10 protein-coding genes are annotated in these 15,251 nt (G+C 56.4%); 9 read left to right on the forward strand and 1 reads right to left on the reverse strand.

Annotation, left to right across the window (positions count from 1 at the left end):
- Positions 1 to 11: 11 nt before the first annotated feature.
- The 3 genes from lysC (at position 12) to panS (ending at position 3,417) form a co-directional block, all read left to right on the forward strand.
- A complete protein-coding gene (lysC, locus tag PAT9B_RS01260; protein WP_013507433.1) occupies positions 12 to 1,367 on the forward strand; it encodes a lysine-sensitive aspartokinase 3 in 1,356 nt (451 codons plus the stop codon).
- Positions 1,368 to 1,628: 261 nt separating this feature from the next.
- Positions 1,629 to 2,321: an aquaporin Z gene (aqpZ, locus tag PAT9B_RS01265; protein ID WP_013507434.1), complete on the forward strand. Its 693-nt coding sequence runs from the start codon at positions 1,629 to 1,631 to the stop codon at positions 2,319 to 2,321.
- Positions 2,322 to 2,499: 178 nt separating this feature from the next.
- Positions 2,500 to 3,417 (forward strand): ketopantoate/pantoate/pantothenate transporter PanS, encoded by a 918-nt coding sequence (gene panS, locus PAT9B_RS01270; RefSeq protein ID WP_013507435.1) that lies wholly within the window; start codon positions 2,500 to 2,502, stop codon positions 3,415 to 3,417.
- 84 nt (positions 3,418 to 3,501) lie between these two features.
- Here panS and PAT9B_RS01275 read toward each other — a convergent pair whose 3' ends face one another.
- Entirely contained in the window at positions 3,502 to 4,095 is a 594-nt protein-coding gene (locus tag PAT9B_RS01275) for a YhgN family NAAT transporter (protein WP_013507436.1), read from the reverse strand.
- A 212-nt stretch (positions 4,096 to 4,307) separates the two neighbouring features.
- On the opposite strand from PAT9B_RS01275, the gene asd reads away from it, so the two are divergent.
- From asd to glgP, 6 genes are all read left to right on the forward strand, one after another.
- Entirely contained in the window at positions 4,308 to 5,417 is a 1,110-nt protein-coding gene (gene asd / locus PAT9B_RS01280; protein WP_013507437.1) for an aspartate-semialdehyde dehydrogenase, read from the forward strand.
- 353 nt (positions 5,418 to 5,770) lie between these two features.
- Positions 5,771 to 7,954 (forward strand): 1,4-alpha-glucan branching enzyme, encoded by a 2,184-nt coding sequence (glgB, locus tag PAT9B_RS01285; protein ID WP_013507438.1) that lies wholly within the window; start codon positions 5,771 to 5,773, stop codon positions 7,952 to 7,954.
- Entirely contained in the window at positions 7,954 to 9,933 is a 1,980-nt protein-coding gene (glgX, locus tag PAT9B_RS01290; RefSeq protein WP_013507439.1) for a glycogen debranching protein GlgX, read from the forward strand. The genes glgB and glgX overlap by 1 nt, the downstream gene beginning before the upstream one ends.
- A gap of 10 nt (positions 9,934 to 9,943) precedes the next feature.
- Positions 9,944 to 11,239: a glucose-1-phosphate adenylyltransferase gene (glgC, locus tag PAT9B_RS01295; RefSeq protein WP_013507440.1), complete on the forward strand. Its 1,296-nt coding sequence runs from the start codon at positions 9,944 to 9,946 to the stop codon at positions 11,237 to 11,239.
- A gap of 61 nt (positions 11,240 to 11,300) precedes the next feature.
- Positions 11,301 to 12,734, forward strand: a complete 1,434-nt coding sequence (glgA, locus tag PAT9B_RS01300; protein ID WP_013507441.1) for a glycogen synthase GlgA — start codon at positions 11,301 to 11,303, stop codon at positions 12,732 to 12,734.
- 21 nt (positions 12,735 to 12,755) lie between these two features.
- On the forward strand, positions 12,756 to 15,203 hold the full coding sequence (gene glgP, locus PAT9B_RS01305; RefSeq protein WP_013507442.1) for a glycogen phosphorylase: 2,448 nt from the start codon (positions 12,756 to 12,758) through the stop codon (positions 15,201 to 15,203).
- Positions 15,204 to 15,251 lie beyond the last annotated feature (48 nt).

Raw genomic sequence — 15,251 nt, forward strand, 5'->3', positions numbered from 1 at the left:
AGGTTCGTTACATGTCTCAAACTCTGATCGTGGCGAAATTTGGCGGCACCAGCGTTGCCGATTTTGATGCTATGAACCGCAGCGCCAACGTGGTGCTGTCCGATGCCAATACCCGTCTGGTGGTTCTGTCCGCCTCGGCTGGTGTCACCAACTTGCTGGTCTCCCTCTCTGAAGGCAAAGAACAGGCGCAACGCGCGACTCTGCTGGATGAAATCCGTCGTATTCAATATGCCATCATCGATCGTCTGCAATCACCGGATGTGATCCGTGAAGAGATTGATCGCATGCTGGAAAATATCGGTATGTTGTCGGAAGCGGCGGCGCTGGCAACCTCAAATGCGCTGACCGATGAACTGGTCAGTCACGGCGAGTTGATGTCGACGCTGCTGTTCGTGGAAATTCTGCGCGAGCGCCAAATCAACGCCGAGTGGTTTGATGTGCGCAAAGTGATGCGTACCAGCGACCGATTTGGCCGTGCTGAGCCGGATGTCGCGGCATTGAAAGAACAATCCGCGGTCCTGCTGGCCCCGCGTACCGCGCAGGCGCTGGTAGTGACCCAGGGCTTTATCGGCAGCGAAAGCAAAGGCCGCACCACCACGCTGGGCCGTGGCGGTAGCGACTATACCGCTGCGCTGCTGGGTGAAGCGTTACAGGCGGTGCGCGTCGATATCTGGACTGACGTGCCGGGTATCTACACCACCGATCCGCGCGTGGTGCCTGCTGCCAAGCGTATTGATGAAATCACCTTCGAAGAAGCCGCCGAAATGGCAACCTTTGGCGCCAAGGTGCTGCATCCGGCCACGCTGCTGCCGGCCGTGCGCAGTGATATCCCGGTATTCGTTGGCTCCAGTAAAGATCCGGCGGCAGGCGGTACGCGTGTGTGCAACGAGACGCATAACCCGCCGCTGTTCCGCGCGCTGGCGCTGCGTCGTAAGCAGACCCTGCTGACGCTGCACAGCCTGAACATGCTGCATGCACGCGGCTTCCTTGCTGAAGTGTTTGCGATTCTGGCGCGCCACAGTATCTCCGTCGACCTGATCACCACCTCTGAAGTGAGCGTGGCGCTGACGCTGGATACTACCGGATCGACCTCCACCGGCGACAGCCTGCTGACTCAGGCGCTGCTGACCGAGCTGTCTTCTCTGTGCCGCGTCGAAGTGGAAGAGAATCTCGCACTGGTGGCCATTATCGGTAACAACCTGTCGAAAGCCTGCGGTGTGGGTAAAGAAGTGTTTGGCGCTCTGGAGCCGTTTAACCTGCGTATGATCTGCTATGGAGCCAGCAGCTACAACCTGTGCTTCCTGGTGCCGGGTGGCGACGCAGAAGAAGTGGTACGTGCGCTGCATAAAAATCTTTTTGGCTGTTAAAAGAATTTTTAAGTATTTATCAAGCCGGACAAGGTCCGGCTTTTTTATTTATTAATTAACCTAAACAATTGATTACGTCCCTCCTTCTGTCAGTATCCGTACCAGGTTTTTCTCCCGCTTCGCTTCAACCCGCACGGCAAGCGCCTGTTTTGCTCTGGATTTGTGTAAAAAGCCCACTACGCTCACTGTGAACGGTTGCGCTTCAGCAACCGCGAATGACAATTCTGACGCTAAATCATCAATCTTATTGAGGGAATCGCGATGCAAAAGTTCGTTGCAGAGTTCTTCGGTACTTTTGTTCTGGTGTTAGGGGGTTGTGGCAGTGCGGTGTTGGCCGCGGCATTTCCACAACTGGGGATTGGGTTTGCCGGGGTGGCGCTGGCATTTGGTTTGACGGTACTGGTGATGGCCTTTGCCGTCGGGCATATTTCGGGTGGCCATTTTAACCCGGCGGTGACCGTTGGTGTGATGATTGGCGGGCGGTTTCCGGCCAGTCTGGTGGTGCCCTATATCGTCTCGCAGTTGCTGGGTGCCATCGCGGCGGCAGCGGTGTTGTATCTGATCGCCAGTGGCAAAGCCGATTTTGATGTCGCGGCCAGTGGGTTTGCCTCCAACGGTTATGGCGAGCACTCACCCGGTGGTTTCAACCTGCTGTCGGGGATGATTAGCGAAACGGTACTCAGCGCAGTGTTCCTGGTGGTGATCATGGGGGCTACCGATAAGCGCGCGCCTGCGGGCTTCGCGCCGATCGCCATCGGTCTGGCGCTGACGCTGATCCATCTGGTCAGCATTCCGGTGACCAATACCTCGGTCAATCCGGCGCGCAGCACTGGCGTGGCATTGTTCCAGGGCGGCTGGGCGCTGTCACAACTGTGGATGTTCTGGCTGATGCCCATCATCGGCGGTGCAATTGGTGGTGCGATCTACCGCTTTTTACTGGAAAAAGCAGAGTAATTTCGGCTAATTCACCCGGATCGGCAGCAGCCGATCCGCATTTTCATTTCCCGCCTTACCTCACGATAACGAAATGTTATGATCGCGCGTCCGTCGAGGCAGTCGTTTCCTGCCCGGCACTTTATCTGTGGCCATACTCCGCAATGACATAATAAAACCTGCATAAGGAAGTTCGTCCATGCTCGGCAAAATTACCCGCCTGTTCCCACTGTGGGCTGTACTGCTCTCGGTCGCTGCCTATTATTCTCCGTCCACCTTCCTCGGCATTGGCCCGTGGGTGACCTGGCTGCTGATGCTCATTATGTTTGGCATGGGTGTGACGTTAAACATTGACGATTTTAAACGCGTGCTGGTGCGTCCGGCTCCGGTTATCGCCGGTACGTTTCTGCACTATCTGGTGATGCCGCTGGCCGCGTGGGGTCTGGCAAAACTGTTCCAGATGCCGCCGGATCTGGCCGCAGGCATGATTCTGGTGGGTAGCGTTGCCAGTGGCACCGCATCTAACGTCATGATCTATCTGGCGAAGGGTGATGTAGCCTTGTCGGTGACCATCTCCTCCGTCTCCGCTCTGGTCGGTGTATTTGCCACCCCGCTGTTGACGCGCTTCTATGTCGACACCCATATCCAGGTGGATGTGGTGGGGATGCTGCTCAGTATCGTAAAAATCGTGGTGATCCCGATTGGTCTCGGTCTGATTATCCACCATTCGATGAATAGCGTGGTGCGTCGTGTGGAGCCCTATCTGCCGGCGTTTTCCATGGTATGTATTCTGCTGATCATCAGTGCGGTGGTGGCGGGTAGCCAGGGCTTTATCGGTTCGGTGGGGCTGGTGGTGATTGTGGCGGTGATTTTGCACAACGCTATCGGTCTGCTCGGCGGCTATTGGGGCGGCAAGTTGTTTGGCTTCGATGAATCCACCTGTCGCACCCTGGCGCTGGAAGTTGGCATGCAGAACTCCGGTCTGGCGGCAACGCTGGGCAAACTCTACTTCTCACCGCTGGCCGCGTTGCCAGGCGCGTTGTTCTCGGTATGGCACAACCTGTCGGGTTCCTTGCTGGCGGGCTATTGGTCGGGCAAACCGATCAACAAGAAATAAGCCAGACATCCGTAGCGGCGCGATTTATCGCGCAGGTTTTTCCTGCATCGCGCACGGAACCGCGCGATAAATCGCGCCGCTACGTTAAAGCTTCAGGTAAACGCGAATCCCATCCAGAAACATCTGCGTTGCCAGCATAATCAAAATCAACCCCATCAGACGTTCCAGCGCATTGACCCCTTTATCGCCCAGCAGGCGCAGGAACAGCCCGGACAACAGCAAAATCACCACCGTGACGCCCCAGGCAATCAACAGCGCACCGACCAGCCAGGTCATCTGATTGGGGTATTGGTGCGACAGTAGCATCAGGGTTGCCAACAACGATGGCCCGGCCACCAGCGGGATCGCCAACGGCACCAGAAAGGGCTCTTCCCCGGCGGGTAAACCGGTACTGCTGCTCTCTGTCGACGGGAAAATCATGCGGATGGCGATCAGGAACAAAATGATGCCGCCGGAAATCGATACCGTCTCGGTACGCAGATTCAGAAACGCCAGAATGCGTTCTCCGGCGAATAAAAACAGCAGCATTAACACCAGCGCAATCAACATTTCACGGATTAACACCATCCGCCGACGTTTCGGCTCCAGATGCTTCAAAACCGACATAAATATCGGCAGGTTACCCAGCGGGTCCATGATCAGCAGTAATAATATGGTGGCGGAAATCATTTCAGTCATGTTGTGTTAAACCATCCCTTTACGCCGTTATTAGTTGCGCTGCTGAAAAACTTAGCGCAATCGAATTAATTCACTTGCCAGAAGTGCAGCATTTTGTAGAGTTGAGGGTCATAGGTAAACCTGATTATTACGCAGACCGGCAGGTTAATCCGGCTGGTTTTTTCCCTCGCACCAGACAGGGCCTCTCAAGAAGCGCCCGAGACGGACAGAAAATGAAGAATGTAGGTTTTATTGGTTGGCGTGGTATGGTCGGCTCCGTGCTGATGTCCCGCATGAGCGAAGAACGTGATTTTGATGTGATCAATCCGGTCTTCTTCTCCACTTCGCAACTGGGCCAGGCGGCACCGACCTTCGGTGGTAAGTCGACCGGTGCGCTTCAGGATGCTTTTGATATTGATGCGCTGAAGGCGCTCGACATCATTATCACCTGCCAGGGCGGCGATTACACCAGTGAAGTCTACCCGAAGCTGCGTGCCAGCGGCTGGCAGGGTTACTGGATTGACGCCGCTTCCACGCTGCGCATGAAAGATGATGCCATCATTATTCTGGACCCGGTCAACCACAAGGTGATTCGTCAGGGCCTCGACAGCGGCATCAAAACCTTTGTCGGCGGTAACTGTACTGTCAGCCTGATGCTGATGTCGCTGGGTGGCCTGTTTACCAACGATCTGGTGGAGTGGACCTCGGTCGCGACTTATCAGGCGGCTTCTGGTGGCGGAGCGCGTCATATGCGCGAACTGCTGACGCAGATGGGTATGCTGCACGACCACGTGGCGAAATCGTTGCAGAATCCGGCGTCGGCGATTCTCGACATCGAGCGTAGCGTGACGGATTTCACCCGTTCTGGCACCCTGCCGACCGATAACTTTGGCGTGCCACTGGCAGGCAGTTTGATCCCATGGATCGACAAGCAGCTCGACAATGGTCAGAGCCGTGAAGAGTGGAAAGGTCAGGCTGAGACTAACAAAATTCTTGGCACGCAAAACGTTATCCCGGTGGATGGTCTGTGCGTCCGTGTCGGCGCGCTGCGCTGCCACAGCCAGGCATTTACCCTGAAACTGAAAAAAGACGTGCCGTTGGCTGAGATTGAACAGCTGTTGGCTGCCCATAACGAGTGGGTCAAAGTGGTGCCGAACGACCGCGAAATCACCATGCGTGAACTGACGCCTGCGGCGGTAACCGGCACGCTGAAGACACCGGTGGGTCGTCTGCGCAAACTGAATATGGGGCCGGAGTATCTCTCCGCCTTCACCGTGGGTGACCAGCTATTGTGGGGCGCGGCGGAACCGCTGCGTCGCATGCTGCGTCTGCTGGTGGATTAAGCAGCACGTTAAAACGCGGGCCGGGATTTTCCCGGCCTTTTTTGCATTTCAGGCTGCAACACTTAACCAAAATTTCGCCTGACAAGTGATCGGCTTCCCTTTTTTGCTCTCCCAAAAATAATTTTTTGCGATCCTCCCTGGCTTCTGCCAGCCCCAAGCTATGATTTAACAATGATGTGCCGGTAGTTGGTTTTTTTGCTTTCCGTACTGAATGGTTGTTGTACATAGCAAAGATTTTTTCCACGGACGGTCTCCTTCCTTGCTGTGTACTCATGGCTCAATGAAGAGCAGCGCATCTGATAAGGCTTTCACGTCTGACGCAGTTCGCCTGCCAAATGTCACAGGAAGAAATCATGTCAGAGCTTCCCGATCGCCAGGCGATCAATGCCCTGTTTGCGGGTAATTATTCCGATCCCTTTTCCCTGCTGGGAATGCACCAGACCGCAGAAGGTCTGGAGGTCCGGGCCTTGCTGCCCGACGCGTCAGAGGTGTGGGTGATTGAAACCAACACCGGGCGTAAATGCGCTCAGTTGGAATGTTTTGACTCACGCGGCTTCTTCAGTGGCGTGATCCCCCGCCGCAAAAACCTGTTTCGCTATCAACTGGCGGTTAACTGGCATGGCCAGCAGAATCTGATTGATGATGCCTACCGTTTCGGGCCGTTGCTGGAGGAGATGGATGCCTGGTTGCTGGCCGAGGGCACCCATTTACGTCCGTATGAAACGTTGGGCGCGCATGGCATGACCCTTGATGGCGTCAGCGGGACGCGTTTCTCCGTCTGGGCACCCAATGCCCGCCGGGTGTCGGTGGTGGGGGAATTTAACTATTGGGATGGACGCCGCCATCCGATGCGCTTCCGTCGTGAGCTTGGCATCTGGGAGTTGTTTGTCCCCGGAGCCTTCAACGGCCAGCTGTACAAATTCGAAATCATTGATGCGTTCGGCCATCTGCGTATCAAAGCCGATCCCTTTGCCTTTGAAGCGCAGATGCGCCCGCAGACCGCCTCAATGATCTGTGGCCTGCCACCGAAAACCGAGATGACACCAGAGCGTAAAGCGGCGAATGCCTTTGATGCGCCGATATCGATTTACGAAGTGCATCTCGGTTCCTGGCGGCGACATACCGAGAACAACTTCTGGCTCAGCTACAAGGAACTGTCGGAGCAGTTGATCTCGTATGTCAAAGAGATGGGTTTTACCCATATTGAGCTGTTGCCGATTAATGAGCACCCGTTTGACGGTAGTTGGGGGTATCAGCCGCTCGGCATGTATGCGCCGACCCGTCGCTTTGGCACCCGCGATGAGTTCCGCGAATTCGTTGCCAGTGCGCATGCAGCCGGTATCAACGTGCTGCTGGATTGGGTACCGGGCCATTTTCCCAGCGATGACTTCGGGCTGGCGAAATTTGATGGCACCGAGCTGTATGAACACAGCGATCCACGGGAAGGCTACCATCAGGACTGGAACACGCTGATCTACAACTTTGGTCGCCGTGAAGTGAGTAATTACCTCTCCGGCAATGCGCTGTACTGGCTGGAGCGTTTCGGTATCGATGGGCTGCGCGTGGATGCGGTGGCATCAATGATCTACCGCGATTACAGCCGGGCTGAAGGGGAGTGGATACCCAATCAATACGGGGGCCGCGATAACCTTGAGGCTATCTCTTTCCTGCGTTACACCAACCGCACGCTGGGGCGCGCAGCGCCTGGCAGCATCACCGTGGCGGAAGAATCAACCGACTATCCCGGCGTCTCGCGCCCACCGGAAGCGGGGGGGCTGGGCTTCTGGTTCAAATGGAATCTGGGCTGGATGCACGACACGCTGGATTACATGAAACACGATCCGGTGCATCGCCGCTACCATCATCAGCTGATGACCTTCGGCATGCTCTACAACTACACGGAAAACTTCGTATTGCCGCTGTCACATGACGAAGTGGTACACGGCAAACGCTCGATTCTCGACCGTATGCCGGGCGATCCTTGGCAGAAATTCGCCAACCTGCGTGCCTATTACGGTTGGATGTGGGCCTTCCCCGGCAAGAAACTGCTGTTTATGGGCGGTGAATTTGCGCAGGGTAAAGAGTGGAACCACGACACCAGCCTCGACTGGCATCTGCTGGAAGGCGCGGATAACTGGCATCACGGCGTACAACGGCTGGTACGCGATCTCAACCATACCTACCGCCACTATTCACCGCTGTATCAGCTGGATTTCGACCCGCAGGGGTTTGAATGGCTGGTGGTTGATGATCATGAAAACTCTGTCTTTGCCTTTGTGCGGCGCGATCGCGCGGGCAATGAGGTGATTGTGGTCAGCAACTTCACCCCGGTGCCGCGTCACCATTACCGCTTTGGCGTCAATCAGGCGGGGCGCTGGCAAGAAGTGCTGAATACCGACCAGCATGACTACCACGGCAGCGACCTGCGGAATCATCAGGTACATACCGATGACATCCCGAGTCACGGTCGGGGGCAATCCCTCAGTCTATCCCTGCCGCCGCTGGCGACGGTTTGGTTGGTGCGGGAGGGAGAATAATGCTGGAGAGCGGGCAGCCCGCACCGCTGGGCGCAAATTATGATGGTCATGGGGTTAACTTCACGCTGTTTTCCCGTCATGCGGAAAAAGTGGAGCTGTGCCTGTTTGACCAGCATGGGGTTGAACGGCGCTTCCCGCTGCCACAACGCAGTGGCGATATCTGGCACGGCTATTTTCCCGGGCTGAAGCCGGGCCAGCGTTACGGTTACCGGGTGCATGGCCCATGGCTACCCGCCGAGGGACATCGCTTTAACCCGAAGAAACTGCTGGTTGACCCCTGTGCCAGAGCGGTAGTTGGCGATGTGCCGGACGACCCACGCTTTTTCAACGGCAGTACCGCGCCGGATAAACAGGATAATGCCGCCATTGCGCCCAAATCCCTGGTCATCGCCGAGGATTTTGCCTGGGATGAGGATCGCCCTCCGCGGACGCCGTGGGGCAAAACGGTGATTTATGAAGCGCATGTCCGTGGGCTGACCATGTTACATCCGGAAATTCCGGAAAGATTGCGCGGGACTTATGCGGCGCTGGGTCATCCTGTTATGGTGAAGTATCTGCGCCATCTTGGTGTCACCGCGCTGGAGTTGTTGCCGATTGCCCATTTTGCCAGCGAGCCGCGTCTGCTGCGGCTGGGGCTGAGCAATTACTGGGGCTATAACCCAGTGGCGCTTTGGGCGGTGGACCCGCGCTATGCCTCCGGCGAAGACGGCCTGACGCCGTTGCAGGAGTTTCAGCAGGCGGTCAAAAGGCTGCATGCGGCGGGGATTGAGGTGATCCTCGATGTGGTGTTTAACCACACCGCCGAACTGGATGCGATCGGCCCGGTGATTTCAATGCGTGGCATTGATAATGCCAGTTATTACTGGCTTAACGAGCAGGGCGAATACCATAACTGGACCGGCTGCGGTAATACGCTGAATCTCAGCGATACCCAGGTGATGGAATGGGTGCTGGAAGGGCTGCGCCATTGGGTGCGCGATTGCCATGTCGACGGCTTTCGCTTTGACCTCGCCTCGGTGCTGGGCCGCACGCCGGAGTTTCGCCAGGATGCGCCGCTGTTTGCTGCCATCAAAGCCTGCCCGTTGTTGTCAAAAGTAAAACTGATCGCCGAACCCTGGGATGTCGGTCCCGGCGGCTATCAGGTCGGTAACTATCCGCCCACGTTTGCCGAGTGGAATGACCACTTTCGTGATGCAACGCGGCGCTACTGGTTACATGGTGAGCTGAGCAACGGTGACTTTGCCCGACGCTTTGCTGCCTCCAGCGATGTTTTTCAGCGTGCGCCACGTCTGCCGCACGCCAGTATCAATCTGATCACCGCGCACGACGGCTTTACGCTGCGTGATGTGGTGAGCTTCAACCATAAACACAATCAGGCTAACGGCGAAGACAATCGCGACGGCAGCAACAGCAACTTCAGCGATAACCATGGCCATGAAGGGTTGCATGTCAGCTTCGATATTGTCGAACGGCGACGGCTCAGTGTGCACGCGTTACTCGCCACGCTGCTGTTGGCGCAGGGCACGCCGATGCTGTTGGCGGGTGATGAACGTGGTCACAGCCAGCATGGCAACAATAATGCGTATTGTCAGGACAACCCGCTCACGTGGCTTGACTGGCAACAGGATGATTCTGGACTGGTCGACTTCACTGCTGCGTTAATCCAGCTGCGTCAGCGCATCCCCGCGCTCACCGCAGACCGCTGGTGGCAGGAGGGCGATAACAACGTGCGGTGGTTCAATGCCAGCGGCAAACCACTGGAGAGTGAGGAGTGGGAACAGGGGACGCACAGAATGCAGATCCTGCTCTCCGGCCGCTGGTTAATAACAATTAACGCCACGGATGCGGTGAGTGACCTCGCCTTACCAGACGGAGAGTGGCGTGCCATTCCTCCTTTCGCCGGGGAAGATAACCCCATTTTGACAACTGTCTGGCACGGGCCCGCACACGGTGTGTGTGTGTTCCTGAAACAATCATAAGGAGTCAGACATGGTAAATTTAGATAGAACAGATCATCTGATGCTGGCGCGCCAGCTCCCTACGCAGACGGTAGCCCTGATCCTCGCCGGAGGACGTGGCACACGCCTGAAAGACCTGACCGCCAAACGCGCCAAACCGGCGGTGCACTTTGGCGGTAAGTTCCGCATCATCGACTTTGCGCTCTCCAATTGCCTCAACTCGGGTATCCGGCGCATTGGCGTGATTACGCAATATCAGTCCCACACGCTGGTGCAGCATATCCAGCGTGGCTGGTCGATTTTCAACGAAGAGATGAACGAGTTTGTCGATCTGCTGCCTGCACAACAGCGCTTCTCTACCGAGCATTGGTATCGCGGTACAGCGGATGCGGTGACACAAAACCTCGACATCATTCGTCGTTATAACGCCCAGTACATCGTGATCCTCGCCGGGGATCATATCTACAAAATGGATTACTCGCGCATGCTACTGGACCACGTCGATCGTGGTGCCAAATGCACCATCGCCTGTTTACCGGTACCACTGGAGGAAGCGACCGCTTTTGGCGTGATGGCGGTGGATGCCGAAAATACCGTGATCGATTTTGTTGAAAAACCGCCTAAACCGCCCTCAATGCCGGGTGACGACAGCAGAGCGCTGGCCAGCATGGGGATTTATGTGTTTAACGCGGATTATCTCTACCAGCTGCTGGAAGAAGACGCTGAGTTACCTGAGTCCAATCACGATTTCGGTAAAGATTTGCTGCCGAAAATTGTGGCCAGCGGCGACGCCTACGCGCACTCCTTCACCCTGTCCTGCGTGCAAAGCGACGAAGCCGCCGAACCCTATTGGCGCGATGTCGGGACGCTCGAAGCCTACTGGCGCGCCAATCTGGATTTGGCCTCCGTCACACCGGAACTGGACATGTATGACCACACCTGGCCGATTCGAACCCATATGGAGCCGTTACCACCGGCGAAGTTTGTGCAGGATCGTTCCGGCAGCCACGGCATGACGATGAACTCGCTGGTCTCCGGCGGCTGCATCATCTCCGGCTCGGTGGTGGTGAACTCGGTGCTGTTCCCGCGCGTGCGTGTGAACTCTTTTTGCAACATCGATTCTTCGGTACTGCTGCCTGATGTGGTGGTTGGCCGCTCCTGTCGTCTGCGCCGCTGCGTGATCGATCGCGCCTGCGTGTTGCCGGAAGGCATTGTGATTGGCGAAAACCCCGATGAAGACAGCCGCCGTTTTTACCGTTCAGAAGAGGGCATCGTGCTGGTGACGCGCACCATGTTAGCCAAACTGGCGAGTGCCGCCGCCCGATGACGAAAAAGCACACAGACAATCGACGCGTGGAACGCGAGCGATAACACAAAAGGGGTCCAGGATGCAGGTTTTACATGTCTGTTCAGAACTATTCCCGCTGTTGAAAACCGGCGGGTTGGCTGATGTTGTCGGCGCATTACCGCAGGCACAGATTGCCGGTGGTACGGATACGCGTGTGTTGCTGCCCGCGTATCCTGACCTGCGTAGAGGGATTCCGGATACGGAAGTGGTGGCGGAGCTGCCAACCTTTGCCGGGTTTGTTCGCTTACTTTTTGGACATTTTAACGGTGTTGGCATTTATTTAATTGATGCGCCGGGATTGTATGAACGTCCCGGCAGCCCGTACCACGACGAATCACAGTTTGCCTACGTCGATAACTATCTGCGCTTTGCGCTGCTCGGCTGGATGGGCTGTGAACTCGCCTGCGGACTGGATACCTTTTGGCGGCCAGATATCGTGCATGCGCATGACTGGCATGCCGGGTTGACCTGTGCCTATCTGGAGGCACGTGGCCGCCCGGCAAAATCGGTGTTTACCGTGCATAACCTGGCGTATCAGGGGCTGTTCTCCGCGCGCCATATGGAGGAGCTTCAGCTACCGCGCGCCTTCTTCAACATGCATGGGTTGGAGTTCTACGGCCAGATTTCTTATCTCAAGGCTGGCCTGTTTTATGCCGATCATATTACGGCGGTCAGCCCGACTTACGCGCTGGAGATCACCCGCCCGGAGTTTGGTTATGGCATGGAAGCGCTGTTGACACAGCGGCTGCGTGAAGGGCGGTTAAGTGGCGTGCTGAACGGTGTGGACCCGGCGATTTGGGACCCGGCACATGATCTGCTGCTGACCGCGCGTTACGACCGGGACACGCTGGAGAGCAAAGCCGAGAACAAGCGCCAGCTACAAATTGCCATGGGCCTGAAGGTGGATGACAAAGTGCCGGTGTTTTGCGTGATCAGCCGCTTAACCCGACAAAAAGGGCTGGATTTGGTGCTGGAAGCCTTGCCGGGATTGCTGGCGCAGGGCGGCCAGCTGGTGTTGCTGGGGCAGGGGGATGCCGAATTACAGCAGGGATTTCTCGCGGCGGCTGCCGAGCATCCCGGTAGCGTCGGCGTGCAGATCGGTTACCACGAGGCGTTCTCGCACCGCATCGTCGGGGGTGCGGATGTGATTCTGGTGCCCAGCCGTTTTGAACCGTGCGGCCTGACACAACTTTATGGCCTGAAGTACGGCACCCTGCCGCTGGTACGTCGTACTGGCGGTCTGGCGGATACGGTGAATGACAGTTCGCTGGAGAACCTGGCCGATGGTATCGCCAGTGGTTTCAGCTTTGAAGACAGTAATGCCTGGTCGTTGCTCAGAGCGATCCGGCGTGCCTTTGTACTCTGGTCCCGCCCTTCCCTCTGGCGTTATGTTCAGCGTCAGGCGATGGGGATGGATTTTAGTTGGCAGGTGGCAGCACAAGCCTACCGCGATCTTTATCAACGTTTGCTGTAATGAGAGATTGGGATACTTGATATGAACGCACCTTTCACCTATGCCTCACCCACCCTGACGGTTGATGCGCTGAAGCACTCGATAGCCTATAAACTGATGTTCACCATCGGCAAAGACCCCTCGATCGCCAATAAGCATGAGTGGTTGAACGCCGCGCTGCTGGCGGTGCGCGATCGTATGGTGGAGCGCTGGTTGCGTTCCAGCCGCGCGCAACTGTCGCAGGATGTACGCCAGGTGTATTACCTGTCGATGGAGTTTCTGATGGGCCGCACCCTCGGCAATGCGCTGTTGGCGATGGGGATTTATGACGATCTCAATCAGGCGCTGGACGAGATGGGACTGGATCTCAGCGAACTGATGGAAGAAGAGAACGATCCCGGCCTCGGCAACGGTGGCCTGGGACGTCTTGCCGCCTGTTTCCTCGATTCACTGGCGACCCTCGGCCTGCCGGGACGTGGCTACGGCATTCGTTACGACTACGGCATGTTCAAGCAGAACATTGTCGACGGACAACAGCGCGAATCGCCGGACTACTGGTTGGAATACGGCAACCCGTGGGAATTCCAGCGATTTAACACCCGCTACAAGGTACGCTTCGGCGGGCGTTTGCAGCACGAAGGTAGCCGGGTGCGCTGGATCGAAACCGAAGAGATCCTGGCGATTGCTTACGATCAGATCGTGCCTGGTTTTGACACCGATGCCACCAACACGCTGCGGTTGTGGGGCGCGCAGGCCAGTAACGAAATCAACCTTGGTAAGTTTAATCAGGGCGATTACTTTGCCGCAGTGGAAGATAAAAACCACTCGGAAAACGTATCGCGTGTGCTTTATCCCGATGACTCCACCTATTCGGGCCGCGAACTGCGTCTGCGCCAGGAATATTTCCTCGTTTCCTCAACGGTACAGGACATCCTTAACCGCCACTGGCAGATGCACCAGACCTGGGACAATCTGGCAGACAAAATCGCCATCCACCTCAACGATACCCATCCGGTGCTGGCGATCCCAGAGCTGATGCGTTTGTTGATTGATGAGCAGAAATTTACCTGGGACGATGCGTTTGAGGTGACCTGCCAGGTGTTCTCCTACACCAACCACACGCTGATGAGCGAAGCGCTGGAAACCTGGCCGGTGGATATGATCGGCAAGATCCTGCCGCGCCATCTCAGTATCGTGTTTGAAATCAACGACTACTTCCTGAAAACCATTCAGGAATACTACCCGGATGACTGGGATCTGATGTCGCGTATCTCAATCATTGATGAGAACAATGGTCGTAAGATACGCATGGCGTGGCTGGCGGTAGTGGTCAGCCATAAGGTCAACGGCGTGTCTGAACTGCACTCCAACCTGATGGTGCAGTCGCTGTTTGCCGATTTTGCACGCCTGTTCCCAGGCCGCTTCTGTAATAAAACCAATGGTGTGACGCCGCGCCGCTGGCTGGCGCTGGCTAACCCGGCGCTCTCGGAGGTGCTGGATGAGGCAATAGGTCGCACCTGGCGCACCGATCTCAGCCAGCTGAGTGACCTGACGCCGCAAATCGATTTCCCGGCGTTTATCGAGCAGATCGCCGATGCCAAGTTTGCCAACAAAAAGCGTCTGGCAGATTGGGTGGCGAAAAACCTTGATATCGTGCTGGACCCGCATGCGTTGTTTGATGTGCAGATCAAGCGTATCCACGAGTACAAACGCCAACTGCTCAATGTTCTGCACGTGATCACCCGCTACAACCGTATCAAGGCGGATCCCACCGCCGACTGGGTGCCGCGCGTGAATATTTTCGCCGGTAAGGCTGCCTCGGCCTATTACATGGCCAAGCACATTATCCATCTGATCAACGATGTGGCGAAGGTGATCAACAATGATCCCGACGTGAAGAACAAATTGAAGGTGGTGTTTATCCCCAACTACGGCGTTAGCCTGGCGCAGATCATTATTCCGGCGGCGGATCTCTCCGAGCAGATTTCCACGGCGGGGACGGAGGCTTCCGGCACCAGCAACATGAAGTTTGCGCTCAACGGGGCGTTAACCATTGGTACGCTGGATGGTGCTAACGTCGAGATGCGTGAGCATGTGGGGGCGGAGAATATCTTTATCTTCGGTAACACCACGCCGCAGGTTGAGCAATTGCGGAAAGATGGCTACAACCCACGTAAATACTATGAAGAAGATGAGGAGTTGCATCAGGCGCTGACGCAAATTGCCAGCGGGCTGTTCAGCCCACAGGACCCGGGCCGCTATCGTAATCTGTTTGATGCGCTGGTGAACTTTGGCGACCACTATCAATTGTTGGCGGATTATCGCAGTTATGTGGATACCCAGGACAAGGTGGACAAACTGTATCGTCAGCCGGATGAGTGGCAGCGACGTGCGGCGTTGAACATCGCCAATATGGGCTACTTCTCTGCGGATCGGACCATTCAGGAGTACGCCGATGAGATCTGGCATATTTCGCCGGTGAGATTGTAACGGAACGCTGGACGCCACCCTCTCCCGTCTTGCGGGAGAGGGCCGGGG

It is taken from the genome of Pantoea sp. At-9b (genome assembly GCF_000175935.2).
Lineage (GTDB): Bacteria > Pseudomonadota > Gammaproteobacteria > Enterobacterales > Enterobacteriaceae > Pantoea.

Coding starts and splice junctions, on each gene's coding strand:
- lysC (WP_013507433.1), top strand. CDS start 12: ATGTCTCAAACTCTGATCGTGGCGAAATTTGGCGGCACCAGCGTTGCC.
- aqpZ (WP_013507434.1), top strand. CDS start 1,629: ATGCAAAAGTTCGTTGCAGAGTTCTTCGGTACTTTTGTTCTGGTGTTA.
- panS (WP_013507435.1), top strand. CDS start 2,500: ATGCTCGGCAAAATTACCCGCCTGTTCCCACTGTGGGCTGTACTGCTC.
- PAT9B_RS01275 (WP_013507436.1), bottom strand. CDS start 4,095: ATGACTGAAATGATTTCCGCCACCATATTATTACTGCTGATCATGGAC.
- asd (WP_013507437.1), top strand. CDS start 4,308: ATGAAGAATGTAGGTTTTATTGGTTGGCGTGGTATGGTCGGCTCCGTG.
- glgB (WP_013507438.1), top strand. CDS start 5,771: ATGTCAGAGCTTCCCGATCGCCAGGCGATCAATGCCCTGTTTGCGGGT.
- glgX (WP_013507439.1), top strand. CDS start 7,954: ATGCTGGAGAGCGGGCAGCCCGCACCGCTGGGCGCAAATTATGATGGT.
- glgC (WP_013507440.1), top strand. CDS start 9,944: ATGGTAAATTTAGATAGAACAGATCATCTGATGCTGGCGCGCCAGCTC.
- glgA (WP_013507441.1), top strand. CDS start 11,301: ATGCAGGTTTTACATGTCTGTTCAGAACTATTCCCGCTGTTGAAAACC.
- glgP (WP_013507442.1), top strand. CDS start 12,756: ATGAACGCACCTTTCACCTATGCCTCACCCACCCTGACGGTTGATGCG.